This window comes from Mesorhizobium marinum (genome assembly GCF_040813675.1).
Lineage (GTDB): Bacteria > Pseudomonadota > Alphaproteobacteria > Rhizobiales > Rhizobiaceae > Mesorhizobium_K > Mesorhizobium_K marinum.
In genome coordinates, this window is record NZ_JBFOCI010000002.1 from 809,985 (window position 1) to 836,477 (window position 26,493).

24 protein-coding genes are annotated in these 26,493 nt (G+C 66.7%); 23 read left to right on the forward strand and 1 reads right to left on the reverse strand.

The features are described 5' to 3' along the window. Positions 1 to 214 precede the first annotated feature (214 nt). The 15 genes from ABUE31_RS09525 to ABUE31_RS09595 all read left to right on the forward strand — a co-directional run bounded on the left by ABUE31_RS09525 (position 215) and on the right by ABUE31_RS09595 (position 16,115). Complete coding sequence (locus ABUE31_RS09525; RefSeq protein WP_367723291.1) at positions 215 to 2,392, forward strand: malate synthase G; 2,178 nt, start codon at positions 215 to 217, stop codon at positions 2,390 to 2,392. Positions 2,393 to 2,411: 19 nt separating this feature from the next. Further along, positions 2,412 to 3,089, forward strand: a complete 678-nt coding sequence (tsaB, locus tag ABUE31_RS09530; protein ID WP_367723292.1) for a tRNA (adenosine(37)-N6)-threonylcarbamoyltransferase complex dimerization subunit type 1 TsaB — start codon at positions 2,412 to 2,414, stop codon at positions 3,087 to 3,089. A gap of 41 nt (positions 3,090 to 3,130) precedes the next feature. Continuing rightward, positions 3,131 to 3,622, forward strand: a complete 492-nt coding sequence (locus ABUE31_RS09535; protein WP_367723293.1) for a GNAT family N-acetyltransferase — start codon at positions 3,131 to 3,133, stop codon at positions 3,620 to 3,622. 38 nt (positions 3,623 to 3,660) lie between these two features. Then, the gene (gene olsA / locus ABUE31_RS09540; RefSeq protein WP_367723294.1) at positions 3,661 to 4,464 is read left to right on the forward strand and encodes a lyso-ornithine lipid O-acyltransferase; all 804 of its coding nucleotides are present in this window, start codon (positions 3,661 to 3,663) and stop codon (positions 4,462 to 4,464) included. Positions 4,465 to 4,519: 55 nt separating this feature from the next. Then, positions 4,520 to 5,926, forward strand: a complete 1,407-nt coding sequence (miaB, locus tag ABUE31_RS09545; protein WP_367723296.1) for a tRNA (N6-isopentenyl adenosine(37)-C2)-methylthiotransferase MiaB — start codon at positions 4,520 to 4,522, stop codon at positions 5,924 to 5,926. A gap of 86 nt (positions 5,927 to 6,012) precedes the next feature. Further along, the gene (locus ABUE31_RS09550) at positions 6,013 to 7,008 is read left to right on the forward strand and encodes a PhoH family protein (RefSeq protein ID WP_367723611.1); all 996 of its coding nucleotides are present in this window, start codon (positions 6,013 to 6,015) and stop codon (positions 7,006 to 7,008) included. 42 nt (positions 7,009 to 7,050) lie between these two features. Then, a complete protein-coding gene (gene ybeY / locus ABUE31_RS09555) occupies positions 7,051 to 7,542 on the forward strand; it encodes an rRNA maturation RNase YbeY (protein WP_367723297.1) in 492 nt (163 codons plus the stop codon). Positions 7,543 to 7,568: 26 nt separating this feature from the next. Beyond that, a complete protein-coding gene (locus ABUE31_RS09560) occupies positions 7,569 to 8,642 on the forward strand; it encodes a hemolysin family protein (RefSeq protein ID WP_367723298.1) in 1,074 nt (357 codons plus the stop codon). 123 nt (positions 8,643 to 8,765) lie between these two features. Continuing rightward, the gene (lnt, locus tag ABUE31_RS09565) at positions 8,766 to 10,349 is read left to right on the forward strand and encodes an apolipoprotein N-acyltransferase (protein ID WP_367723299.1); all 1,584 of its coding nucleotides are present in this window, start codon (positions 8,766 to 8,768) and stop codon (positions 10,347 to 10,349) included. Between the two features lie 138 nt (positions 10,350 to 10,487). Further along, positions 10,488 to 10,904: a helix-turn-helix domain-containing protein gene (locus tag ABUE31_RS09570; RefSeq protein WP_367723300.1), complete on the forward strand. Its 417-nt coding sequence runs from the start codon at positions 10,488 to 10,490 to the stop codon at positions 10,902 to 10,904. Between the two features lie 160 nt (positions 10,905 to 11,064). Next, complete coding sequence (gene metK / locus ABUE31_RS09575; RefSeq protein WP_367723301.1) at positions 11,065 to 12,306, forward strand: methionine adenosyltransferase; 1,242 nt, start codon at positions 11,065 to 11,067, stop codon at positions 12,304 to 12,306. A gap of 23 nt (positions 12,307 to 12,329) precedes the next feature. Next, the gene (gene trmB / locus ABUE31_RS09580) at positions 12,330 to 13,028 is read left to right on the forward strand and encodes a tRNA (guanine(46)-N(7))-methyltransferase TrmB (protein ID WP_367723302.1); all 699 of its coding nucleotides are present in this window, start codon (positions 12,330 to 12,332) and stop codon (positions 13,026 to 13,028) included. A gap of 99 nt (positions 13,029 to 13,127) precedes the next feature. Further along, entirely contained in the window at positions 13,128 to 14,072 is a 945-nt protein-coding gene (locus ABUE31_RS09585; protein WP_367723303.1) for a Bug family tripartite tricarboxylate transporter substrate binding protein, read from the forward strand. Beyond that, complete coding sequence (locus ABUE31_RS09590) at positions 14,069 to 14,554, forward strand: tripartite tricarboxylate transporter TctB family protein (RefSeq protein ID WP_367723305.1); 486 nt, start codon at positions 14,069 to 14,071, stop codon at positions 14,552 to 14,554. Before ABUE31_RS09585 ends, ABUE31_RS09590 begins: the two co-directional genes overlap by 4 nt. Before the next feature lie 19 nt (positions 14,555 to 14,573). After that, positions 14,574 to 16,115 (forward strand): tripartite tricarboxylate transporter permease, encoded by a 1,542-nt coding sequence (locus tag ABUE31_RS09595; RefSeq protein ID WP_367723307.1) that lies wholly within the window; start codon positions 14,574 to 14,576, stop codon positions 16,113 to 16,115. Positions 16,116 to 16,153: 38 nt separating this feature from the next. Here the strand turns inward: ABUE31_RS09595 and ABUE31_RS09600 are convergent, their stop codons facing one another. Continuing rightward, positions 16,154 to 16,309: a hypothetical protein gene (locus ABUE31_RS09600; protein WP_367723308.1), complete on the reverse strand. Its 156-nt coding sequence runs from the start codon at positions 16,307 to 16,309 to the stop codon at positions 16,154 to 16,156. 280 nt (positions 16,310 to 16,589) lie between these two features. Between ABUE31_RS09600 and rimP the strand changes: the two genes are divergently transcribed. The 8 genes from rimP (at position 16,590) to pnp (ending at position 26,450) form a co-directional block, all read left to right on the forward strand. After that, complete coding sequence (gene rimP, locus ABUE31_RS09605; RefSeq protein WP_367723309.1) at positions 16,590 to 17,213, forward strand: ribosome maturation factor RimP; 624 nt, start codon at positions 16,590 to 16,592, stop codon at positions 17,211 to 17,213. Between the two features lie 45 nt (positions 17,214 to 17,258). Beyond that, entirely contained in the window at positions 17,259 to 18,851 is a 1,593-nt protein-coding gene (nusA, locus tag ABUE31_RS09610; protein ID WP_367723310.1) for a transcription termination factor NusA, read from the forward strand. Between the two features lie 35 nt (positions 18,852 to 18,886). Then, positions 18,887 to 19,546 (forward strand): RNA-binding protein, encoded by a 660-nt coding sequence (locus ABUE31_RS09615; RefSeq protein ID WP_367723311.1) that lies wholly within the window; start codon positions 18,887 to 18,889, stop codon positions 19,544 to 19,546. Continuing rightward, on the forward strand, positions 19,543 to 22,089 hold the full coding sequence (gene infB, locus ABUE31_RS09620) for a translation initiation factor IF-2 (RefSeq protein ID WP_367723313.1): 2,547 nt from the start codon (positions 19,543 to 19,545) through the stop codon (positions 22,087 to 22,089). Before ABUE31_RS09615 ends, infB begins: the two co-directional genes overlap by 4 nt. A gap of 105 nt (positions 22,090 to 22,194) precedes the next feature. Further along, positions 22,195 to 22,605: a 30S ribosome-binding factor RbfA gene (gene rbfA / locus ABUE31_RS09625; RefSeq protein ID WP_367723314.1), complete on the forward strand. Its 411-nt coding sequence runs from the start codon at positions 22,195 to 22,197 to the stop codon at positions 22,603 to 22,605. Beyond that, complete coding sequence (gene truB, locus ABUE31_RS09630; protein ID WP_367723315.1) at positions 22,605 to 23,570, forward strand: tRNA pseudouridine(55) synthase TruB; 966 nt, start codon at positions 22,605 to 22,607, stop codon at positions 23,568 to 23,570. Before rbfA ends, truB begins: the two co-directional genes overlap by 1 nt. Positions 23,571 to 23,636: 66 nt before the next feature. Beyond that, positions 23,637 to 24,032, forward strand: coding sequence for a 30S ribosomal protein S15 (rpsO, locus tag ABUE31_RS09635; protein ID WP_367723612.1), 396 nt, complete (start codon positions 23,637 to 23,639; stop codon positions 24,030 to 24,032). Between the two features lie 270 nt (positions 24,033 to 24,302). Then, entirely contained in the window at positions 24,303 to 26,450 is a 2,148-nt protein-coding gene (gene pnp / locus ABUE31_RS09640) for a polyribonucleotide nucleotidyltransferase (RefSeq protein ID WP_367723317.1), read from the forward strand. The last annotated feature ends 43 nt before the right edge of the window (positions 26,451 to 26,493 follow it).

Sequence of the window (26,493 nt, forward strand, 5' to 3'; positions counted from 1 at the left end):
CCCGAATTCGCCGCACTGGTATCGGCGATGCGCAAGCCGAGGGCAAGGGCCGTGCTGCGGTTCAAGGCGCCGGCTCATGTGTGGTCGATCCCTTCATTGAATTGACCCGGCGCGCCGGTCATGGTGAAAGCGCCTGACTGCAACGTTCAGCCGGCGACACCGCCGGCGCAAGACAATGGACGCAACGCGCCGAACGACCGGAGAATCGCCCAAGATGACGGACTATCTCGATATTCACGGCCTCCAGGTTGCCAAGCAGCTTCACCGTTTCGTGGTCGAGGAGGCCATGCCAGGCACCGGGATCGACGCGGACGCGTTCTGGGCTGGCGTCTCCGCCATCGTGCACGAGCTGGCGCCGCGCAACCGCGCGCTTCTCCAGCGCCGCGACGACCTGCAGGCCAGGATCGACGCCTGGCACCGCGAGCATGGCGCGCCCTCGGACATGAAAGCCTACAAAGCCTTCCTCGGCGAGATCGGCTACCTGGTGCCGGAAGGCGCTCCCTTTGCGGTGACGACCGAGAACGTGGATCCCGAGATCGCGTCGCTTGCCGGGCCGCAGCTCGTCGTGCCGGTGATGAACGCGCGCTACGCGCTCAACGCGGCCAACGCCCGCTGGGGCTCCCTCTACGACGCGCTCTACGGCACCGACGCCATCAGTGATGGCGGCGGGGCGGAACGCGGGTCCGCCTACAATCCGATCCGCGGCGGCAAGGTCATCGCCTGGGTCCGCAGCTTCCTCGACGCAGCCGCTCCGCTCGACGGCGTGAGCTGGCGCGAAACGCGCGGCTTTGCGATCGACGGCGGTGCACTTGCGGTGAAACTGGACGGGGGCCGGCAGGCAGGGCTGAAGGAGCCGGGCAAGTTTGCCGGATACCTGGGCGATCCGGCGGCACCGGAGCGGTTTCTCCTTCAGAACAACGGCATCCACATCGAGGTGCGGATCGACGGCACGTCGGCGATCGGCAAGACCGATGCGGCCAGCATTTCCGATGTCTGGCTGGAATCGGCCCTTACGACCATCCAGGACTTCGAGGATTCCGTCGCGGCCGTCGATGCCGACGACAAGGTCGCGGCCTATCGCAACTGGCTCGGCCTGATGAAGGGCGACCTCGCCGAACAGGTGCAGAAGGGGGCCAGGACCTTCACGCGGACGCTCAGCCCTGACGTCGACTATCTTGCGCCGGATGGCACGGGGATCGCGCTCAAGGGCCGCTCGCTCCTGCTGGTGCGCAATGTCGGCCACCTGATGTGCACGCCGGCGGTGCTCGACCGCGATGGGCGCGAGGCGCCGGAAGGCATGCTGGACGCTGCGATCACCGCGCTGATCGCGCTGCATGACATCGGCCCGGACGGGCGCCGCATGAACAGCCGCACGGGCTCGATGTATGTCGTCAAGCCGAAGATGCACGGTCCCGACGAAGTGGCCTTCGCCGTCGAGATTTTTGCGCGGGTCGAGGCGCTGCTGAACATGGCGCCGAACACCATCAAGATGGGCATCATGGACGAGGAGCGCCGCACCACGGTCAACCTCAAGGAGTGCATCCGGGCGGCGATGGAGCGTGTCGTCTTCATCAACACCGGTTTCCTCGACCGGACCGGCGACGAGATCCATACCTCGATGGAAGCCGGCCCGATGATCCGCAAGGGCGACATGAAGCAGGCCGCGTGGATTGCGGCCTACGAGGCATGGAACGTCGACACCGGCCTGGAATGCGGCCTGTCCGGCCACGCCCAGATCGGCAAGGGCATGTGGGCGATGCCGGACATGATGGCGGCCATGCTCGAGCAGAAGATCGCGCATCCGAAGGCGGGCGCGAACACCGCCTGGGTGCCGTCGCCGACCGCCGCCACCCTGCATGCAACGCACTACCACCGCGTCGACGTGCACGCCGTTCAGGCGAGCCTGAAGGACCGGCCGAAAGCCAGGCTCGACGACATCCTGTCGGTTCCGGTCGCGGTGCGCCCGAACTGGACACCCGAAGAGATCCAGAAGGAACTCGACAACAATGCACAGGGCATCCTCGGCTATGTCGTGCGCTGGGTCGACCAGGGCGTCGGCTGCTCCAAGGTGCCGGACATCGACAATGTCGGCCTGATGGAGGACCGGGCGACGCTGCGCATCTCTTCGCAGCACCTCGCCAACTGGCTTCACCACGGCGTCTGCAGCCGCGACCAGGTCATGGAAACGATGCGGCGCATGGCCGCCGTGGTCGACGAACAGAACGCCGGCGATCCGCTTTATCGGCCGATGGCGACCGATTTCGACGCTTCGATCGCGTTCCAGGCGGCTTGCGACCTCGTCTTCAAGGGGCGCGAACAGCCGAACGGCTACACCGAGCCGGTCCTCCACGCCCGTCGGCTGGAGCTCAAGGCACGGGACCGCGCGGGATGAAAGCCGCGCGCGGACAGCCATGATCCTGCTCGCCATCGACACCGCTTCGTCGCTCTGCGCCGCCTGCGTCTACGACAGCGCGACCGGCAGGGAACTCGGTCGCGCCGTGCTCGACCTCGGCAAGGGCCACGCCGAACACCTGATGTCGGTCGTCGAAGATGCGCTTTCGCAGGCGGGCATCGGGTTTCCGGCGCTCGAGCGTGTCGTGGTGGCCGTCGGGCCGGGCTCGTTCACCGGCGTCCGGGTCGGGGTCGCGGCGGCAAGGGGCTTTGCCATGGCGATGAACATCCCGGCGGTCGGCGTGACGACGCTGGAGGCGATCGCCGCCGAGGCGCGGGAACGGTTCGGCAAGACCAAGGTGATGGCGGCGCTCGACGCCGGACGGGGCGAGATCAATGTCGCGCTCTATGACGACGCGGGCGCGCCGCTACTGGAACCCGTCGCCGTGACGCTCGGCGAGGCGGCGCGGCTGGCTTCGGATCATGCCCCGCTGGTCGCCGGATCGGCGGCGGCGGCGATCGCGGCCGAAGCAAACGCCGATCTCAGGGTCGGAACGGCGGGCTCGACAGCGGACATCGGAATTTTTGCGGTGATTGGCGCGGGCAAGTCGGTCGGCGACAAGCCGAAACCGCTCTATCTGCGCGACGCCGACGCGAAACCGCAGGCGGGTTTCGTGCTGCCGCGAATCCCGTCATGATCGCGCCCGCAGTGCCGGCTGGTCGAGAAGTCTGAAGATCCATGCGCATTCCCTTCCTGACGACCAAGGCGCGAGATTTCGCGCTTGAACCGCTGGCCGTGGGCGACAGTCGGGCGATCGCGGCCATCCACCGCGAGGACTTCGCGCGCCCGTGGACGGACGGCGAGTTCGCCAGCCTGCTCGGCCAGGACGCGGTGTTCGGCTACGCCGTGCGCGAGACCGGGCGCGGCGGCTCGGCACCGGTCGGCTTCGTGCTGGCGCGGCTTGCGGCCGGCGAGGGCGAGATCCTGACGGTGGCCGTGGCGCGAACCCATCGCCGCCTGGGGCTTGGCTGGCGCCTGATGGACGCGGTGCTGCGCGAGCTGCACACCCAGCGCGCGGAAGCCTTGTTCCTCGAGGTCGACGAGACGAACGCCGCCGCCATAGCCCTTTACCGCAGGCTCGGCTTCTTCGAGGTCGGCAAGCGCCCGCACTACTATGAATCCGCCGGCGGCAGGAGCGGCGCGCTTGTCATGCGGCGCGATCTTCGCTAGCGCAGAACAGGTTTGGTCGAGGGCGGCGCTGAAAAACAATGCTCGGCAGGGTCCGGCTGGTTCTCGCTCTCGGCTGCGTCGCCGCCTCCACGGCAGCGCTTGCGCCGCTGCAGCTCATCGCGATGAAGACCAGGCTGTGGAGCGAGTGGCGCGTCCTGCGCCTCTGGCATCGGGTCAACCTCAGGGCGCTCGGCTTCAGGGTCCACCAGCAGGGTGAGTTGAGCAGCCTGCGGCCGCTGGTCGTGGCCGCCAACCATGTTTCCTGGACCGACATCTCCGTCATAGGTTCGCGCTGCGACGTCTCCTTCATCGCCAAGTCGGAGATGGCGAAATGGCCGGTGATGGGCTGGCTGGCCCGGCTGCAGCGAACGATCTTCATCGAGCGCGACCGCAAGCGCACCTCCGGCATCCAGGCCGGAGAGATTGCGCGGCGGCTGGCTGACGACGAGGCGATCCTCCTGTTCGCCGAGGGCACGACCGGCGACGGCAACATGATCCTGCCCTTCAAGAGCACCCTTTTTGGAGCGGCGACGATCGCGATGGCGCAGGACGCTGTCGAGACCGTCTATGTCCAGCCGCTGGCCATTGCCTATACCCGCGTGCAGGGCATGCCGATGGGGCGCCGGCACCGGCCGCTCGCCGCCTGGATCGGCGACGCCGAGCTCGTGCCGCATGCCGCGGCGTTGCTCGAGGAGGGCGCCGTCGACGTCGAACTGCATTTCGGCGAACCGATAGCGTTCTCGGTCGGCGGCGACCGCAAGCGGGTCACCAGGGACGCCGAGGCGGAGGTTCGCCGGATGCTCGGGGCGGCGCTCGCCAATCCGCGCCGGAGCAGCACCTAGCCTTTCGGGCAGAATCGGCTGTTTTTTGTCGCCGAAAGGCACTAAAAGCCGCCCGATGGAACTGGAACAACTCGACCTGGCTGAGACCGCCGCAAGCCGCAAGCACGAGGCGGACGCGCCGGCAGCGAAGAAGGTCTTCGTCAAGACCTATGGCTGTCAGATGAACGTCTACGACAGCCAGCGCATGGCCGATGCGCTGGCAGTCGACGGCTATGCCGCCACCGAAAGCATCGAGGACGCCGACCTCGTGCTGCTCAACACCTGCCATATCAGGGAGAAGGCGGCGGAAAAGGTCTATTCCGAGCTGGGGCGCGTCAGGGCGCTGAAGGCCGAACGCGCGGCGCGCGGCCTGGAAACGGTCATCGGCGTCGCCGGCTGCGTGGCGCAGGCGGAAGGGCGCGAGATCATCCGCCGCCAGCCTGCGGTCGACCTGGTCATCGGCCCGCAGACCTATCATCGCCTGCCCGAGGTTCTGCGCAAGGCGCGCGCGGGCGAGAAGGTCGTCGAGACCGAATACGCCGTCGAGGACAAGTTCGAGCACCTGCCGATGCCGCAGCGCTCGGCCATCCGCGGGCGCGGCGTCACCGCCTTCCTGACCGTTCAGGAAGGGTGCGACAAGTTCTGCACCTTCTGCGTCGTGCCCTACACGCGCGGCTCGGAAGTGTCGCGCCCGGTCGAGCGGATTGTCGGCGAGGCAGAGCGCCTGGCGGCAGCCGGCGTGCGCGAGGTGACGCTGCTCGGCCAGAACGTCAACGCCTGGCATGGCGAGGGTCCGGATGGGCGCGAATGGGGCCTCGGCAGGCTGCTCTACCGCCTTGCCGAAATTCCGGGCATCGCCAGGCTGCGCTATACGACCAGCCATCCGCGCGACATGGATGACGAACTGATCGAGGCCCACCGCGACCTTGCGGCCTTGATGCCCTATCTGCACCTGCCTGTGCAGTCGGGATCCGACCGCATCCTGAAGGCGATGAACCGCCGGCATACGGCTGCCGACTACCTCAAGCTGATCGAGAGAATCCGTGCGGCGCGGTCCGATATCGCCATGTCCGGCGACTTCATCGTCGGCTTTCCCGGCGAGACCGACGCCGATTTCGAGGCGACGATGGCGATCGTGCGCGCCACCAACTACGCGTCGGCCTTTTCGTTCAAGTATTCGCCGCGACCCGGCACGCCAGGCGCGGAGATGGACGGTCACGTCGAGGAGCAGGTCAAGGACGAACGCCTGCAGCGGCTGCAGGCGCTGATCACCGAACAGCAGCATGCCTTTGCCGAAGGGCTCGTCGGGCGGACGATATCGACGCTCGTCGAGAAGCCCGGCCGCCGGCCCGGCCAGATCGTTGGACGCTCACCCTGGCTGCAGCCGGTTATTGTTGATGAAAAGGCCGGCGAAATCGGTGACATTGTTGATGTGCGAATCACGGGGACGGGTACCAACAGCCTGTTCGCCGAGTCGGTCTGAACGGTCTTGCGGCAGACAAGGAGAGACGGTTGAGCGTCACCAAGCTTGAAAAGCCGGCCGCCAGCCCGACGTCCGGGGCATCAGACATGGCGCACATCGTCCTGACCTTCGACAATAACCGGCTGGCCAGCGCGCTTTACGGCCAGTTCGACGAAAACCTGGCTAGGCTCGAACAGAAGCTCGGCGTCGACATCCGCTCGCGCGGCAACCAGCTCACCATCAAGGGTTCGTCCACGGCCGCCGAACAGGCGCGCCGCGCGCTCGACAATCTCTACGGCATTCTGCAGAAGGGCGCCGACATCGGACAGTCGGACGTCGATGGCGCGGTGCGCATGGCGGTCGCCGCCGACGACCAGCTGACGCTGCCGACTCTGGAGCGCAAGGGAAAGATGGCCGCCGCCCAGATCGCCACCCGCAAGCGCACCATCTACGCCCGTTCCCTCAACCAGGACGCCTACATGCGCGCGCTGGAGCGCGCCGAACTGGTGTTCGGCATCGGGCCGGCGGGTACCGGCAAGACCTATCTGGCGGTCGCCCATGCGGCGATGCTGCTCGAGCGCGGCCTCGTCGAGCGCATCGTCCTGTCGCGGCCGGCGGTCGAGGCCGGCGAGCGCCTGGGCTTCCTTCCCGGCGACATGAAGGAGAAGGTCGATCCCTATCTGCGGCCGCTGTACGACGCGCTCTACGACATGATGCCGGCGGACAAGGTCGAGCGGGCGATCGCCGCCGAGGTCATCGAGATCGCGCCGCTCGCCTTCATGCGCGGGCGCACCCTGGCGCATTGCGCGGTGATCCTGGACGAGGCCCAGAACACCACGCCGATGCAGATGAAGATGTTCCTGACGCGCCTCGGCGAGGGATCGCGCATGATCGTGACGGGCGACCCGACGCAGATCGACCTGCCGCCGAACACCAAGTCGGGCCTGGTCGAGGCGCTGCGCATCCTCGACGGCGTTGCCGGATCGGTGACGGTTCGCTTCAACGACGCCGACGTCGTCAGGCACCCGCTGGTCGCCGAGATCGTCAAGGCCTATGACCGCGACGCCAAGCTGGCCCGCGGCCTGGGCGGCTCGGAAGACTGATCAGGCCTGCCAACGGAGCGCCCTGCGCCGCGATTCGCGAATATGCCCCGACGACGAAAGACACCGATCGCCATCGACCTGCTGGTCGAGGCGGGCGACTGGCCGAAAAAGCAGGTGCTGCGCGGTCTGGTCGAACGCGCGGTGACGGCGGTCGCCGAGGAAACCGGCATGCCTCCGGCGACTGCATCGGAAGTCAGCGTGGTGTTTTCCGACGATGCGCAGGTCCGCAGCCTCAACGCCGGCTGGCGCGGCAAGGACAAGCCCACGAACGTCCTTTCCTTTCCGGCCTTCCCGGCGGTGCCGGGCGCGGATGTCCCGCCTATGCTGGGCGATATCGTTCTGGCCGCGGAGACCGTGGCGCGCGAGGCAGAGGTGGAAGGCAAGCCGCTGGAGCACCATATCAGCCACCTCGTCGTCCACGGCCTTTTGCACCTGCTCGGCCACGACCACGAGGATGACGACGAGGCGGAGCGGATGGAGGCGCTGGAGCGGGCGGCGCTCGCCAGACTTGCCATTCCCGATCCCTACGCGTAACAGAAGCGGAAACCAACCTGGCGACAATGAACGATAGTCCAGAGACCGCCGCGCAGCCCGAATCCGGAGGCGCGAACGCCGAAAAGGCGGAAGAGGGCCCGAGTTCGAGTCCCGACGAGCCGTCGCCCGCGGCGGCGGCCCAACCTGCCCGCACATCCCTTCTCGACCGTCTCGCGGGCCTCTTCAGGCACAAGAACGGCTCGAACCTTCGCGAGGAGATCGCCGACGCGCTGGCCGAGACCGAGCACGGCGCCGAGGCCTTCTCGCCGGGCGAGCGGGCCATGCTGCACAACATCCTGCGGCTGCGCGAGGTCCGCGTCGAGGACGTGATGATCCCGCGCGCCGACATCGAAGCCGTCGAGATCAACACGACGCTCGGCGAACTGATGAAGGTTTTCGAGCGGTCCGGCCATTCGCGCATGCCGGTCTATGCCGAGACGCTCGACGATCCCCGGGGCATGGTTCACATCCGTGACCTGCTGGCGCACATCACCAGGCTCGCCGGCGCCGCCAAGAAAGGCAGGGGCGCGCAGAAGGCCGACGCCCAGGCGCTCGACTTCGCCAAGATCGACATGGGCAAGACCATCGGTGAACTCAACCTGATGCGCACGGTGCTGTTCGTGCCCCCGTCGATGCTCGCCACCGACCTGATGGCGCGCATGCAGGCGAGCAGGACGCAGATGGCGCTGGTCATCGACGAATATGGCGGCACCGACGGCCTGGCGTCGCTGGAAGACATCGTAGAGATGGTCGTCGGCGACATCGAGGACGAGCATGACGACGAAGAGCCGCTGATCACCCAGACGGGCGACGGCGTCTACATTGTCGACGGCAAGGCGGAGATCGACGATGTCGCCGCGTTGATCGGCGACGACTTCAAGGCCGGTGAGCACGGCGACTATGTCGATACGGTCGGCGGCATGGTCTTCAACACGCTCGGCCGCGTGCCGGTGCGCGGCGAGGTGGTTCAGCCCGTTCCGGGTTTCGAGTTCCACGTGCTCGACGCCGACCCTCGACGCGTCAAGCGGGTCCGCATCGTCGACATCGTCAAGGCGGAGCGCCGGCGCCGCGCGGCGCGCGTCGAGCAGCCCGGATCCTAGCCTCGTTCGTCGCCGGTTCATTCCCGGGACGAAAGGCACTAACCTCCGCGCGTGATTCTCTAGACGCGTGACCCAGACCATCCGGCGACCGGTCATGCCACGGCTGATGAGGGTGGGCTGCGTATGGAGCGCTTGGCGGGGCGGATCATTCTGCTGTGGGGTTGGCGTCGCCTGCTTGCCGCGTTTGCGGCCGGGGCGCTGCTGGTCCTCACCCAGGCGCCCTACGACTTCTTCGCAGCTGGTTTCGTGTCGTTTACGGTTCTGGTCTGGCTGCTCGACGGCGTGACCGACGAAAGCACCGGGAACCTGCTGCGGCGGCTGAAGCCGGCTTTCGCCACCGGATGGTGGTTCGGGTTCGGCTACTTCCTCGCCGGCCTCTGGTGGATCGGCGGCGCGGTGCTGGTCGAGGCCGAGAGCTTCGCCTGGGCCCTGCCCTTCGCCGTCCTCGGCATCCCGCTCCTTATGGCTTTTTTCTACGCGCTGGCGACGGCCGCCGCACGGCTGCTGTGGTCCGACGGCCTTGCCCGCATCGCCGCCCTCGCCTTTGCCTTCGGGCTGGCCGAATGGCTGAGAGGTTTCGTCTTCACCGGATTTCCATGGAACCCCGTCGGTTTTGCTGCAATGCCGACGCCGCTCTTGATGCAGAGCGTCGCCGTCACGAGCGTCACCGGCATGAACGTCCTTGCCGTCTTCGTCTTCGCGGCGCCGGCGCTGCTCGCGGCGGAGCGCCACCTTCGCGTCGGGCTCGGGCTCGCCGTACTCTTGGTGGCCGCTCATGTCGGGTTCGGCTATGCTAGGCTGAACCGGCCGCCCGAACCCGCGTCGACGTCGCTGGCCGTGCGCATCGTCCAGCCTTCGATCGACCTGTCGGAAAAGTGGGACGATTCCGTCCGCGACCGCGTCTTCGCGACGACGATGGGCCTTTCGGCGCGACCGCCGCGCGAGGGTGAGCCCGAGCCGCAGTTGATCCTCTGGCCCGAAACGTCGGTGCCATTCTTCTTCACCGAGAGGCCGGACGCGCTGGCGGAAATCGGCGCGATGCTGCAGCCGGGCCAGATGCTGGTCGCCGGTGCGGTGCGCGACGAGGCCAGCGCCGGGGCCGAGCGCTACTACAACTCGGTGATCGCCGTCGACGACAGCGGCGAGATCGTGGACGCCGTCGACAAGGTGCATCTGGTGCCCTTCGGCGAGTATATCCCCTTCGCGGATGTGGCGGCCCGCTTCGGCGTCGAGCAGTTGGTTGCGGGGCCGATGAACTTCGTTGCCGGAAGCCAGCGCCATCCGCTGGTCCTGCCTGGTGGGCTCGCGGCTGCGCCCTTCATCTGCTATGAAATTATCTTTCCCGACATGATAGCTGTTGACGCTGCGTCAAGCCGGCTTATGGTGAACGTCACGAACGACGCGTGGTTCGGCGATACGCCCGGCCCCTATCAGCACTTCAGGCAGGCGCAAGTGCGGGCCGTCGAGACGGGGTTGCCGTTGCTGCGCGCCGCCAACAACGGGGTTTCCGGGATCATCGACCAGCGCGGGCGTGTTGTGGACGCTCTGGCCCTGGATGTCAGGGATAGCCTGGATGCGGTGATTGCGGTGCCCGACGAAGCGGGCGCGCTGCTTCCCATGCGCCGGCAGGTGGGTGCCGCGATCCTTATGCTCTTTTTTCTATGGGCATGCACAGGATTGGTGGTTCAGAGGCTACGGGCGAATTGACACCGGATATATTAGAAACTCATATTGAATAGTCCGGCTCAGCGGCTCGCGGCCAGTTGCATCGTTGGGGGTATCAAGATGCACCGGACGAAAACAAAAAAGATAAGCGAAAAGCCGGCCGCTGCCGGCGAGGAAAAGATGGCAGACAAAGATAACAAGAAGAAGCCGAATCCGACCGATGTTCACGTTGGCAGCAGGATCAGGCTCCGTCGCAACATGCTTGGAATGAGCCAGGAGAAGCTCGGCGAAAACCTCGGAATAACCTTCCAGCAGATCCAGAAATACGAAAAGGGCACCAACCGGGTGGGCGCCAGTCGTCTGCAGGCGATCGCCAATATTCTCGGCGTCCCCGTCGCCTTCTTCTTCGAGGACCTTCCCGGACACGAGACGACCGGCAACCGCGGCTTCGCGGAAGATCCTTCAGCGGCGCTCGCGCTCGACTTCTGCACCAGCGCCGAAGGGCTGCAGCTCAACCGCGCCTTCGTCAGGATCGCCGACCTGAAGGTGCGCCGCCGGATCATCGATCTGGTGAAGAGCCTGGCGGCCGAGGACTAGACCGGCCGCTTCCCGTTCCGTGCCGCGGTCTGAAAATCCGTTCCGCAACCATGGCTCCGTACGAGGCAATGGTTGCTTGACGAAAGCGGGCGCGCATCGGTAACACCATGCCCGTCCGTTGGCGGCCTGTTGCCGGCCGAACTGCAAAAAGGGGATATCCGTGACGCGGCAGAACTATCTCTTCACTTCCGAATCCGTGTCCGAGGGACACCCCGACAAGGTCTGCGACCGCATCTCCGACGAAATCGTCGACCTCGTCTACCGCGAGGCGAAGAAGACCGGCATGGATCCCTGGAAGGTCCGCGTCGCCTGCGAGACGCTGGCCACCACCAACCGGGTCATCATCGCCGGCGAGGTGCGCGTGCCGGAGTCGCTGATGAAAGTCGACAAGCACGGCAACAAGGTCGTCAATCCGTCGAAGTTCAAGTCGGTCGCCAGGAAGGCGATCCGCGCGATCGGCTACGAGCAGGAAGGCTTCCACTGGAAGACGGCCAAGATCGACGTGCTGCTGCACGGCCAGTCTCCGGACATCGGCCAGGGCGTGGACAACGCCGCCGACCGCCAGGGCGAGGAAGGCGCGGGCGACCAGGGCATCATGTTCGGCTATGCCTGCCGCGAGACGCCCGACCTGATGCCGGCGCCGATCTACTACAGCCACAAGATTCTCGAACTGCTTTCGGCCGCCCGCCATGCCGGCAAGGGCGACGCCGGCAAGCTCGGCCCGGACGCCAAGAGCCAGGTCACGGTCAAGTACGTCGACGGCAAGGCCGCCGAGGCCACGTCGATCGTGCTCTCGACCCAGCATCTCGACGGCAGCTGGGATTCCAAGAAGGTGCGCAAGGTGGTCGAGCCCTATATTCGCGAGGCGCTCGGCGACCTGAAGATCGCCAAGGACTGCAACTGGTACATCAACCCGACCGGCAAGTTCGTTGTCGGCGGGCCCGATGGCGATGCCGGCCTGACCGGCCGCAAGATCATCGTCGACACCTATGGCGGCGCGGCGCCCCATGGCGGCGGCGCGTTTTCGGGCAAGGACACCACCAAGGTCGACCGCTCGGCCGCCTATGCCGCGCGCTACCTCGCCAAGAATGTCGTGGCGGCCAAGCTCGCCGATCGCTGCACCATCCAGCTGTCCTACGCCATCGGCGTGGCCCAGCCGCTTTCGGTCTATGTCGACCTGCACGGCACCGGCAAGGTCGAGGAAGCGAAGCTCGAGACTGTCCTGCGCGAGGTCATGGACCTTTCCCCGTCCGGCATCCGCAAGCATCTGGACCTCAACCGTCCGATCTACGCCAAGACGTCGTCCTACGGGCATTTCGGCCGCAAGCCAGGCCGCGACGGTTCCTTCTCGTGGGAGAAGACGGACCTTGCGAAGGAACTGAAGGAGCGGCTGGCGGCCTAGCCGCGGGCCGCATCGCGAACGCCATGACCGAAGGCCGCGCAAGCCGTTCGACGGAAGCCTTTTTTGGGCGGCGGCGCGGCAAGCCGGTGCGTCCGCAGCAGGCGGCCGCGCTCGTCGAGGGGCTGAAGCGCCACGGGCTCGATCTCGGCCAGCCGGCACCGGCCGATGTCCGGGGTCTGTTCGAGGCCGACGTGTCGGCGGTACGGCTCGAGATCGGCTTCGGCGGCGGCGAGCACCTCCTGAACGAGGCGACCGGTCACCCGGCCGCCGGCTTCATCGGCGTCGAGCCGTTCGTCAATTCGATGGCCAAGATGATGGCGGCGCAGGCGCAGGCCCGTCTCGCCAACCTGCGCGTCTACGACGACGACGCGACCCGCCTGCTCGACTGGCTGCCGGACGCGTCGCTGGACGGCATCGACCTGTTCTACCCCGACCCTTGGCCGAAGAAGAAGCACTGGAAGCGGCGCTTCGTCAGCCCCGTCAACCTCGACCGTTTCCACCGCGTGCTCAAGCCCGGCGGCCTCTTCCGCTTCGCCTCCGACATCGAAAGCTACGTCAACTGGACGCTGCTCCATTGCGGCGCCCATGGCGGCTTCGAATGGCTGGCGGCCGACGCCGGCGACTGGCGAACGCCTTATCGGGGCTGGCCCGGCACGCGCTACGAGGCGAAGGCGCTACGCGAGGGCCGCACGCCGGCCTATCTGACGTTCCGGCGGCGGTGAAGGCCACGCCTTGCAGCGGTCAAGGCGACCTGCCAAGATGACCGTCAAAACGAGCCAGGGCCTGACGCCTGGCCGGTTCTTTTCAAGGGAGGAGTTGAAATGAAGCGCTTCGTACTGTCCGCAATGCTGGCCGGCGTGCTGGCGATGCCCGCCATCGCCGGCGACTACAAGATCATGGCGCCGGCCTCGCCCGGCGGCGGCTGGGACCAGACGGCGCGCTCGATGCAGGCGGCCCTGCAGGACGAAAAGATTTCCGACAGCGTTCAGGTGGTCAACGTGCCCGGCGCCGGCGGTACGATCGGCCTTGCCCAGTTCGTCAACCAGGCCGGCGGCGATCCCACGCAGCTGATCGTCGGCGGCTATGTCATGGTCGGCGCTATCCTCACCAACAAGTCGCCGGTGACGCTCGACCAGGTGACGCCGATCGCCCGGCTGACCGGCGAGTTCGAGGCGCTCGTCGTGCCGGCCGCCTCCGAGATCAAGGACATGGCTGGCCTCGTCGAGAAGCTGAAGGCCGACCCTGGCTCCGTGTCCTGGGGCGGCGGCTCCGCCGGCGGCACCGACCACATCACCGCCGGCCTGATCGCGAAGGCGGTGGGCGTCGATCCGACCAAGGTGAACTACATCGCCTTCTCCGGAGGCGGCGAGGCGCTCGCGGCGATCCTCGGCAACCAGGTGACGGTCGGCGTCTCCGGCTATGGCGAGTTCGCCGAGCAGATCAAGGCTGGCACGCTGCGCATCATCGGCATCTCCAGCGACGAGCGCATCGCCGGCGTCGATGCGCCGACGCTGAAGGAATCCGGAGTCGACGTCTCCATCCAGAACTGGCGCATGGTGGCGGCCGCGCCCGGCATCACCGATGAGCAGAAGGCGGCCATCGTCGCGGATATCGACAAGATGGTGAACTCCGCGACCTGGCAGAAGACCCTCGCCGACAAGGGATGGGCCAACACCTACCTCGCCGGCGACGCCTTCGGCGAGCAGCTCAAGAAGGACAATGAGTCGACCGCCGCGATCCTGAAGGACATCGGCCTCGTGCAATGACCGAGGCCGGCCCCAGGCGATCCGGTCGGGGACCGGACAAGGCGGCGCTGGTCATCGCGGCTCTGCTGATGCTCGTCGCGGTGGCCATCGCCGTGAGCACTGCGGGAATGGGCGGCGTCGCCGTCTATTCCCCGGTCGGCCCCAAGACGTTTCCCTATATCGTGGCGGCAGGCCTGTTCGGGCTCGGCGCGCTGACCGCGCTCGAGGCCTGGCGCGGCGACTTTCCCGACCGCGAGACACAGGCGCTCGGGCCGATGGCGTGGATCATCGGCGGGCTCGCGCTGCAGATGCTGACCATGAAGACGCTCGGCTTCTCGATCGCCACCGGGGTTCTGTTCGCGGCCACCGCCAAGGGGTTCGGCCGCGGCCCGCTGTGGCTGACGGTGCCGGTCGGCATCGTCTTCTCGTTCATCGTCTGGTTCATCTTCGCCAAGGGACTGCAGCTCAGCCTGCCGGCCGGGCCGCTGGAGCAACTTTTCTGAATCCGGAGGGGTCCGAAGCGTGAATACCTTCGAGTTGCTCGGCCAGGGCCTTCTCACCGCGCTGCAGTGGTCGCACCTGCTCTATGCGCTGATCGGCGTGACGCTCGGCACCGCCGTCGGCGTCCTGCCCGGCATCGGCCCGGCGCTCACAGTCGCGCTGCTGCTGCCGGTGACCTACAAGCTCGATCCCGCCGGCTCCCTGATCATGTTCGCCGGCATCTACTACGGCGGCATGTACGGCGGGTCGACCACGTCGATCCTGCTCAACACGCCAGGCGAGAGCGCATCCATCGTCACCGCGCTCGAAGGCAACAAGATGGCGCGCCAGGGGCGCGGCGGACCGGCCCTGGCCACCGCCGCGATCGGTTCCTTCGTCGCCGGTCTGATCGCGACGCTTGGCCTGGCGTTCATCGCCCCGACGGTGGTCAAGTTCGCGCTGTCGTTCGGGCCGGCCGAGTATTTCGCCCTGATGTTGCTCGCCTTCATGACCGTCTCGGCTGCCTTCGGCGACTCGACCCTGCGGGGACTGACGTCCCTGTTCATCGGGCTGGCGCTCGGCCTCATCGGCATCGACCAGCTCACCGGGCAGACCCGGTTGGCCATGGGCCTGCCCAACCTGTTCGACGGCATCGCGGTCACGACGTTGGCGGTCGCGCTGTTCGCTATCGGCGAGACGCTCGCCGTGGTGTCGGCAAAGCACCTCGCGGAGGAGAAGGTCGAGGCGGTCAAGGGCTCGGTCTGGATGACCCGCGAGGACTGGAAGCGGTCCTGGATGCCATGGCTGCGCGGCACGGCCATCGGTTTCCCGATCGGCGCGATGCCGGCCGGCGGCGCCGACGTCTCGAGCTTCCTGTCCTATTCGGCCGAGCGCAACTTCTCGAAACACCCGGAGGAGTTCGGACACGGCGCGATCGAGGGTGTCGCCGGACCGGAAGCGGCGAACAACGCGTCGGCCGCCGGGACGCTTGTGCCGCTATTGACGCTCGGCCTGCCGACCACGGCGACCGCCGCCATCATGCTCGCCGGGTTCCAGCAGTTCGGCCTGCAGCCCGGCCCGCTGCTCTTCATCACCAACGCGCCGCTCGTCTGGGGCCTGATCTCCAGCCTGCTCGTCGCCAACCTGATGCTGCTCGTGCTGAACCTGCCGCTGATCGGGCTGTGGGTCAGGCTGCTGACCATTCCCCGTCCATGGCTCTACGGAGGCATCCTGGTCTTTGCAACGCTCGGCACGATCGGCGCCGACGGCTCGACCTATTCGCTGTTCGGAATCCCGATCTCGTTCGGGCTTGGCCTGCTGATGCTGTTCGGCATTCTGGGCTACGCGCTGCGGCGCTTCCACTATCCGATCGCGCCGGTGGTGGTCGGCCTCATCCTCGGTCCCATGGCGGAGAAGAGCCTCAGGCAGGCGCTGCAGATCAGCCAGGGCGATCCGACGGCGCTGTTTCACTCCTGGATCGCCATCGGATTGTGGCTGCTGGCGCTGACGGCTGTCTTCCTGCCGCTCTATCTGCGCTATCGCGGCAGCAAGGTGCTGGCGCAGATCGCATCCGACGCCGACTGAGCGCGCCAGGCGGCTTGCCGGGCGCGCAGGCCGATGGCCTAGAGGCGGATCGTGCGGAACTGCCTCGGATCGATGCCGAGGCCGCGCAGGTTCTTGGCCCTGGGCTGGCGGCCTTCGCTGACGGCCGCGGCCGCGGCGATGGCGTCGCCGAAGACTGTGAGGATGCCGCCAAGGCGGCTGCGGGGGGTGGTCATGGCTAACTCGCTTTCCGACGCCGGCGGGCGGCGCCACCTCTAAACTAGGAACTACGGACACCCTCGGTCAGGGCTGCTGCGGCAGGGCAGCCATGCGCCGGCTGCATGGGCACGGAGGCGCTGGCCAGGGCCGCAGGGGCCCGTGGCTTGCAAATCGCGCCGATTGGCTCTATATCAGCCCGAAATTCTTGGTCGGTATGACGAAGAGTGGGTCCACCCGGTCCCGCTCTTTTTTGTTACCGATCGGGGCGTTGCCCGGACCTTGGCAACTGGAGACCCGATGACGACTGCCGGCGATACGATGGAGGATGACCGCATCATCCGCGAAAGCGGCGTCGATGCGCGCGTTGCCGCCATCGTCATGCCGGTGCTTCGCGGAATGGGCTTCCGGCTGGTGCGGGTGCGCCTGCTCGGCCAGAACGGGCTGACGCTGCAGATCATGGCCGAGCGCGACGACGGCACCATGACCGTCGAGGATTGCGAGGAAGTAAGCCGCGCGGTCTCGCCGGCGCTCGACGTCGCCGATCCCGTCGAAAAGGCCTATCATCTGGAGGTCTCGTCGCCGGGCATCGACCGCCCGCTGGTGCGCAAGTCGGATTTCGCGACCTGGTCCGGCCACCAGGTGAAAATGGAGACGTCGGTCCTGGTTGCCGACCGCAAGCGCTTCAAGGGCAGGATCGCCGAAGCCGGCCAGGACGACGTCCTGATCGAGCGCGACGTGCCGGCCTATGGCGACTCGGCGGCCGTCCGGGTTCCCTACGAGGCGATCGCCGAGGCGCGCCTGGTGCTGACGGATGACCTCATCCGCGACGCGCTGTCCAAGGACAACAAGGCGCGCAAGGAAGCAAGGAAACGCCGCGGCGGGCAGGACGACGCCGACGCGGACAACGAAACGGACGTTTGATCGGACATCCGGCCCCGGCCGGGAGACATGTTCAGGGAGACAGAAATGGTAGTCAGTGCGAACAGGCTCGAACTGCTGCAGATCGCCGATGCGGTTGCGCGTGAAAAGTCTATCGACAAGTCGATCGTCATCGCCGCGATGGCCGACGCCATCCAGAAGGCGGCGCGCCAGCGCTACGGCCAGGAGACCAACATCCGCGCCGACATCAACCCGAACACCGGCGAGATGAAGCTGCAGCGCCTGATGGAAGTCGTCGAGACCGTCGAGGACTACGGCCGCCAGATCGCGCTGTCGTCCGCGCAGGAGCGCAATCCGGACGCCGAGATCGGCGACTTCATCGCCGAGCAGCTGCCGCCGATGGATTTCGGCCGCATTGCAGCCCAGTCGGCTAAACAAGTCATTGTTCAAAAAGTGCGCGAGGCAGAGCGCGACCGCCAGTTCGATGAATACAAGGATCGCATCGGCGAGATCGTCAACGGCAGCGTGAAGCGCGTCGAATACGGCAACGTCATCGTCGACCTCGGCCGCGGCGAGGCGATCATTCGCCGCGACGAGCTGATCCCGCGCGAGAACTTCAAGTACGGCGACCGCGTGCGCGCCTATGTCTACGACGTCCGGCGCGAGCAGCGCGGCCCGCAGATCTTCCTGTCGCGTACCCACCCGCAGTTCATGGCCAAGCTGTTCACCATGGAAGTGCCGGAAATCTACGACGGCATCATCGAAATCAAGTCGGTCGCCCGCGATCCGGGCAGCCGCGCCAAGATCGCGGTCGTCTCGCGCGACTCCTCGATCGACCCGGTTGGCGCCTGCGTCGGCATGCGCGGCTCCAGGGTCCAGGCCGTCGTCGGCGAACTGCAGGGCGAGAAGATCGACATCATCCCGTGGTCGCCCTCGGCCGCGTCCTTCATCGTCAATGCCCTGCAGCCGGCTGAAGTCGCCAAGGTGGTGCTGGACGAGGAGGCCGAGCGCATCGAGGTGGTTGTCCCCGACGACCAGCTTTCGCTCGCCATCGGCCGCCGCGGCCAGAACGTCCGCCTTGCATCGCAGCTGACCGGCTGGGACATCGACATCCTGACCGAGCAGGAGGAGTCCGAGCGGCGCCAGAAGGAGTTCGTCGAGCGTTCGACGCTGTTCATGGAGGCGCTCGACGTCGACGAGATGGTCGGCCAGGTCCTGGCGTCCGAAGGCTTCACCTCGGTCGAGGAAGTCGCCTATGTCGAACCCGACGAGATTTCGTCGATCGACGGCTTCGACGAGGATACAGCAAGCGAGATCCAGCAGCGCGCCCGCGACTATCTGGAGAAGATCGAGGCCGAGCACGACGCCAAGCGCAAGGAATTGGGCGTCCTGGACGAGCTTCGCGAGATTCCCGGCGTGACCACCGCCATGATGGTGGTGCTCGGCGAGGACGGCGTGAAGTCGATCGAGGACTTTGCCGGCTACGCGGTCGACGACCTCGTCGGCTGGAAGGAGCGCAAGGACGGCGAGACCAAGTTCTTCCCGGGCGTTCTCGCCGCCCACAACGTGTCGCGCGCCGAGGCTGAGCAGATGGTGCTGGCCGCGCGCCAGCTGGCGGGCTGGATCGCACCGGAGGAAGAGGCGGCCGACGCCGAAGCTCCGGTCGACGTGGAAGCCTGACGTGAGCCGGCGCGGAAAAGGTCTCGGAGCGTTCCTTGCCAGAGATGAACGATCGCACCTGCATCGTCACGCGCCGCCCGGCCGAGCCGGATGAACTGATCCGGTTCGTCGTCGGCCCGGACCGGGCCGTCGTGCCGGACCTGAAGAGAAACCTGCCCGGACGCGGATGCTGGGTGACCGGCGACCGCGAGCACGTCGATAAGGCGGTCAAGAAGGGCCTGTTCGCGCGGGCGCTGAAGACCGAGGTTTCGGTGCCCGCCGACCTTGGCGACATGGTCGACAGGTTGCTGGCTAAGTCCGCCCTCGGAGCGCTCGGGCTGGCGCGAAAGGCTGGCGTCGTTGCACTCGGCGCGACGAAAGTCGAGGCGTCGGTGCGCAACGGAACGGCGCTCCTGGTGCTGCACGCCGCTGAGGCGTCCGGGGACGGCCAGCGCAAGATTGCCCAGGCGCGTCGCGCGACCGTTCACGCGGGAGGCCCGGAAATCATGGCCTACAAACTTTTTTCCGAACAGGAATTGGGTTTGGCATTGGGCGGTACAAATGTGATACATGCAGCCGTTCTTGCGGGCGACGCTGGGCGAGCGGCTGAAAAGCGCACGGTGGCGCTTGACCGATACCGGGGCGGTTCTCCGGACGAGTTGGCGATGTTTGCGGCGATTGCTGACGGGAATGTGGCCGCAGAGGATATGGAATGAGCGATACGAAAACCGGAGACGACAAGACGTTGAGCGTCAATCCCAAGAAGACGCTGACGCTGAAGCGTCCGGGCGTCGAGCAGTCGACCGTGCGGCAGAATTTCTCGCATGGGCGCACGAAATCTGTCGTCGTCGAGACCAAGCGCAAGTTCGTCAAGCCGGGCGAGAAGCAGGAGTCGGTGTTCACGCCGAAGGCTCCGCCCGCCCCGGCAAAGCCCGCGCCCGTGGTACAGGAAGCCAAGCCGGCGCCCGCGGCCCCGGCCCCCGACCGGCCCAACCTCGTCCTCAACGACCTGTCGGCCGAGGAGATCGAGGCCCGCCGCCGCGCGCTCGAAGGCTCCAAGGCGCGTGAGATCGAGGACCGCCAGCGCGCCGCCGAGGACGCCAAGCGTCGCCAGGAAGAAGAAGAGCGCCGCAAGCGCGAGCGCGAGGAATCCGCCCGCCGTCAGGCCGAGGAAGAGGCCCGCCTGCTCGCCGAGGCCGAGTCGCGCCGCCGCGCCGAGGAAGAGGCCCGCCGCCGCACGCCGACGGCCGACGCCGCCCCAGAAGAGGAAGAGGCGAAGCCGCGCCGTCCGGCCACGGCCGGCCTGCCGCCGCGCCGCCTTGCGCCGGCCCAGCCCGAGCGCCCGCAGCGCACCAAGGGCGAGGACGACCGTCGCCGCGGCAAGCTGACGCTGAACTCGGCGACTGCCGGCGACGACGCACGCTCGCGCTCGCTGTCGTCGATGCGCCGCCGCCAGGAGAAGTTCAAGCGCGCCCTCCACCAGGAGCCGCGCGAGAAGATCGTCCGCGAGGTCGTCCTGCCGGAGACCATCACCATCGCCGATCTCGCCAACCGCATGTCGGAGCGCGCGGTCGATATCGTGAAGTTCTTCATGAAGCAGGGCCAGATCCTGAAGCCGGGCGACGTGATCGACGCCGACACGGCCGAACTGGTGGCTTCCGAATTCGGCCACACCGTGCGCCGCGTCGCCGAAGCCGACATCGAGGAAGGCGTGTTCAAGGAGCCGGACAAGCCGGAAGACCTGGAGCCGCGCCCGCCGGTCGTCACCATCATGGGTCACGTCGACCACGGCAAGACGTCGCTGCTCGACGCCATCCGCAACGCCAATGTCGTGTCTGGCGAGGCCGGAGGCATCACCCAGCATATCGGCGCCTATCAGGTCGAGAAGAACGGCAGCAAGATCACCTTCATCGACACGCCCGGCCACGCGGCGTTCACCGCCATGCGCGCCCGCGGCGCGCAGGCGACGGACATCGCGGTTCTGGTGGTGGCGGCCGACGATTCGGTGATGCCGCAGACGATCGAGTCCATCAACCACGCGAAGGCGGCGGGTGTGCCGATCATCGTTGCGATCAACAAGATCGACAAGCCGAGCGCCGACCCGCAGAAGGTGCGCACGCAGCTGCTGCAGCACGAGGTTTTCGTCGAATCGATGGGCGGCGAGGTGCTCGACGTCGAAGTGTCCGCGACCAAGGGGACCAACCTCGACAAGCTTCTCGAGGCGATCCTGCTGCAGGCCGAGCTTCTCGACCTGAAGGCCAATCCGGACCGCACGTCCGAAGGCGTGGTCATCGAGGCGCAGCTTGAAAAGGGCCGTGGCGCCGTTGCGACCGTCCTGGTCCAGACCGGCACCCTGATGATCGGCGACATCGTCGTGGCCGGCAATGAATGGGGCCGCGTGCGCGCGATCGTCGACGATCGCGGCGGGCAGCTCAAGGAAGCCGGCCCCTCGACGCCGGTCGAGGTGCTCGGCCTGCAGGGCGCGCCCCGCGCCGGCGACCGTTTCGCGACGGTGGCCAGCGAGGCTCGTGCGCGCGAGATCACCGAGTATCGCCAGCGGCTGGCGCGCGACAAGGCCGTCGCCAAGCATGCCGGCCAGCGCGGTTCGCTCGAACAGATGATGTCGCAGCTCCAGACCAGCGGGCTTAAGGAGTTCCCACTGGTCATCAAGGGCGACGTGCAGGGTTCGGTCGAGGCGATCATCGCGGCCCTCGAGAAGCTGGGCACCGACGAAGTCAGGGCCCGCATCGTCCATTCCGGCGCCGGCGCCATCACCGAGAGCGACGTGTCGCTGGCGGAGACGTCGGGCGCGGCGATGATAGGCTTCAACGTTCGCGCAAATCCGCAGGCGCGGGCCGCCGCCGAGGCCGCCGGCATCGAGATCCGCTACTACAACATCATCTACAACCTGGTGGATGACGTGAAGGCGGCGATGTCGGGCCTGCTCTCGCCGGAGCGCCGCGAGACCTTCCTCGGCAACGCCGAGATTCTGGAGGTGTTCGACATCACCAAGGTCGGCAAGATCGCCGGCTGCCGTGTCACCGAAGGCAAGGTGGAGCGCGGCGCGGGCGTGCGCCTGATCCGCGACAACGTCGTCATCCACGAAGGCACGCTGAAGACGCTGAAGCGCTTCAAGGACGAAGTGCCCGAGGTCCCGGTCGGCCAGGAGTGCGGCATGGCCTTCCAGAACTTCGAGAACCTTCAGGTCGGCGACATCATCGAGTGCTTCCGCGTCGAGATGGTGACGCGGTCGCTCTAGGGGCGTATCGCCGGCTTTAGTTGCGGCGGCGGCGATGCCGCCGCCCCGGAATTCATGAACCGTGCCCGCGGTCCCATTCCGCGCGCACGGATCGAGATAGGAACCATGTCGAGATCCTCAGGCTCCGGCCCCTCCCAGCGCATGCTGCGCGTCGGCGAACAGGTGCGCCATGCCCTCGCCGATCTATTGCGGCGCGGCGAAATCATCGATCCGTTGATCGAAGGCAGCGTTATCTCGATCTCCGAGGTGCGGATGTCGCCGGACCTGAAGATCGCCACGGCCTTCGTCTCGCCGCTCGGCCCGGGCGACCACCTGGCAGTGGTCAAGGCGCTGAACAGCCACGCCAAATTCATTCGCGGCCGGGTTACGCATGCGCTTCGGCAGATGAAATACATGCCCGAGTTCCGCTTCAGGCTCGACACCAGCTTCGACAATTTCTCGAGGATCGACGATCTGCTGAAGTCGCCCGAAGTGGCGCGCGATCTCGATCACGACACGAACGACAAGGACGATTGATGGCCCGTCGCGGCAAGAAGAAGGGCCGGTCGGTCTCCGGCTGGGTGATCTTGGACAAGCCGGTCGGCATGGGCTCGACCGAGGCCGTCGCCAAGGTGAAGTGGCTGTACCAGGCCGACAAGGCCGGTCACGCCGGCACCCTCGACCCGCTGGCGTCCGGCATGCTGCCGATCGCGCTCGGCGAGGCGACCAAGACCGTTCCCTATGTCCAGGACGGCGCCAAGGTCTATCGGTTCACCGTTGCCTGGGGCGAGGAGCGTTCGACCGACGACCTCGAGGGTCCGGTCACCAGGACCTCGGACAAGCGGCCTGGCGAAGACGATATCCGCGCTTTGCTTCCGAAATACACCGGCGTCATCATGCAGGCGCCGCCGCAGTTTTCCGCCATCAAGATCGCCGGCGAGCGCGCCTACGACATGGCCCGTTCGGGCGAAGTCGTCGACATCCCCGAGCGCGAGGTGGAGATCGGCCGCTTCGACCTGCTCGAGATGCGTCCCGACGGCAGCACCGTCTTCGAGATCGAATGCGGCAAGGGCACCTATGTGCGCAGCCTCGCGCGCGACATGGGCCGAGACCTCGGCTGCTACGGCCACATCGCGGAACTGCGCCGCACCGAGGTCGACCCCTTTACGCCGGAAGACTTCGTCACGGTCCCGGAACTCGAGTTGGCGCGCTTCGGCGAAGCCGGCCAGGCGGCGTGGGAAGAGGCGGGCAAGCCGCTCCTCGACTTCGGCGCGATCGACGATCTGCTGATCGACACGGGCGCCGCGCTCGAATGCCTGCCGCAGGTCGCCCTCTCCGACGACGCTGCCCACCGGATCAGGCTCGGCAATCCCGTCATCATCCGCGGTCGCGACGCCCCCGTCGAAGCCGAGGAAGCCTGCGCGACGGCGCGCGGGCGGCTGGTGGCCATCGGCGCCATCGAGGCCGGCATGTTCAAGCCGAAGCGCGTCTTCGCCGGATGATGCCTTCGATGTTTGCCTGGCCGCGTCGCCAAATGCTCTCTGGCTTTTTCCGTGGAATTCGCCTATATGCCGCGCAACATCGCGCAGGACGGGCAGTTTCTGCCTGAATTTGGCGCCTTGTTCACCGGCCCCTGCTGGACGACATCCCGGCTGTGGGCGACCCCGTTCCTCAGATCAGAAAGGAAGAATCCGATGTCGATCACTGCTGAACGTAAGCAGGCCCTGATGGCCGAATTCGCAACCGCCAAGGGCGACACCGGTTCGCCCGAAGTCCAGGTTGCCGTGCTTTCCGAACGCATCAAGAACCTGACCGAGCACTTCAAGGACCACAAGAAGGACAACCATTCCCGCCGTGGCCTGCTCGCTCTGGTCTCGCAGCGCCGCAGCCTGCTTGACTATCTCAAGCGCAAGGATGAGGCCCGCTACTCGGCCCTGATCGAGAAGCTCGGCCTGCGCCGCTAACTACCCGACCGGCGCGCCTTGGCGCGCCGGTTTCGCATTCGGGCGGCCAACCAGGCTGCCCGCTGGTTCAATGGCCGGAAGGGTCCGGCGAGAACCCCCATGGACGGTCATGGGGCAGGATTGCAGGACGCTCGGGCTGCGGGCATTTCGTTCAGGCCCCACGCTTCGAGCTTCCCGTTGTCTTGCCCGTGGCTCGCCCGAACGAAGCCAGGGACGGCTTTTGCGCGACTTTAGGAACCGCGCGGAGCCTCCCGATATGAAGGACACGACATGTTCAATCACCACAAAGTCGAAATCGAATGGGGCGGCCGCCCGCTCATCCTCGAGACCGGCAAGATCGCCCGCCAGGCCGACGGCGCCGTGCTCGCCACCTACGGCGAGACCGTCGTTCTCGCCACCGTCGTCTCGGCCAAGGAGCCGAAGCCGGGCTTCGACTTCTTCCCGCTCACCGTGAACTACCAGGAAAAGACGTTTGCCGCCGGCAAGATCCCGGGCGGCTACTTCAAGCGCGAAGGCCGTCCCTCCGAGAAGGAGACGCTGGTTTCCCGCCTGATCGACCGTCCGATCCGCCCGCTCTTCGCCGACGGCTACAAGAACGACACGCAGATCGTCGTCACCGTGCTGCAGCATGATCTCGAGAACGATCCGGACATCGTCTCGATCGTCGCCACCTCGGCCGCTCTGACCCTGTCGGGCGTTCCCTTCATGGGCCCGATCGGCGGCGCGCGCGTCGGCTATGTCAACGGCGAATACGTGCTCAACCCGCATGTCGACGAGATGCCCGAGTCCAAGCTCGATCTCGTCGTGGCCGGAACGGATTCGGCCGTGCTGATGGTGGAATCGGAAGCCCAGGAGCTGCCCGAGGACGTCATGCTCGGCGCCGTGATGTTCGGCCACAAGGGCTTCCAGCCGGTGATCGATGCGATCATCAAGCTCGCCGAGGTCGCCGCCAAGGAGCCGCGCGACTTCACGCCGCCGAGCTACAGCGAACTCGAGGCCGAGATGCTGAAGCTCGTCGAGGGCGAGCTGCGCGACGCCTACAAGAACGTCGACAAGCAGAAGCGCTACGCCGCGGTTGACGCGGTCAAGGCCAAGGTCAAGGCGGCGTTCGCCCCGGTCGGCGAGGAAGCCCCGAGGTGGACGGCGGAGCAGGTCGGCGCCGTGTTCAAGGAGCTCCAGGCCAAGATCGTGCGCTGGAACATCCTCGATACCCAGTCCCGCATCGACGGCCGCGACCTCAGCACGGTCCGCAAGATCGTGTCGGAAGTCGGCGTGCTGCCGCGCACCCACGGTTCGGCGCTGTTCACGCGCGGCGAGACGCAGGCGCTGGTCGTCGCCACGCTGGGCACCGGCGAGGACGAGCAGTATGTCGACAGCCTGACCGGCATGTACAAGGAGAAGTTCCTCCTCCACTACAACTTCCCGCCCTACTCGGTCGGCGAGACCGGCCGCATGGGCTCGCCGGGCCGCCGCGAGATCGGCCACGGCAAGCTCGCCTGGCGCGCTATCCGGCCGATGCTGCCTTCGGCCGAGCAGTTCCCCTACACGCTGCGCGTCGTTTCCGAGATCACCGAGTCGAACGGCTCGTCCTCGATGGCGACGGTCTGTGGCACCTCGCTGGCGCTGATGGATGCGGGCGTTCCGCTCGCCAAGCCGGTAGCGGGCATCGCCATGGGCCTGATCAAGGAAGGTGAGCGCTACGCGGTGCTCTCCGACATCCTCGGTGACGAGGACCACCTCGGCGACATGGACTTCAAGGTGGCCGGCACCCGTGATGGCGTCACCTCGCTGCAGATGGACATCAAGATCTCCGGCATCACCGAGGAGATCATGAAGGTCGCGCTGGACCAGGCCAAGGGCGGCCGCCAGCACATCCTCGGCGAAATGGCGCATGCGCTGTCCGGCGCCCGCGCCGAGCTCGGCGAGTTCGCGCCGCGCATCGAGGTCATGCACATCCCGACCGACAAGATCCGCGACGTGATCGGCTCGGGCGGCAAGGTCATCCGCGAGATCGTCGAGAAGACCGGCGCCAAGATCAACATCGAGGACGACGGCACGGTGAAGATCGCCTCCTCGAACGCCAAGGAGATCGAGGCCGCCAAGAAGTGGATCCACACTATCGTGGCCGAGCCGGAAGTCGGTGAGATATACGAGGGCACCGTGGTGAAGACCGCCGACTTCGGCGCCTTCGTCAACTTCTTCGGCCCGAAGGACGGCCTCGTCCACATCTCCCAGCTGGCCGACGCCCGCGTCCAGAAGACCACCGACGTGGTCAAGGAAGGCCAGAAGGTCTACGTCAAGCTGATGGGCTTCGACGAGCGCGGCAAGGTCCGACTGTCGATGAAGGTCGTCGACCAGGAGACCGGCAAGGAGATCGTCCGCGAGAAGAAGGCTGAAGGCGAAGAGACCGCCGCCTGATCTTCGCGTACTTGCGAGTTGAAGCGGGCGCGGCGCAAGCCGC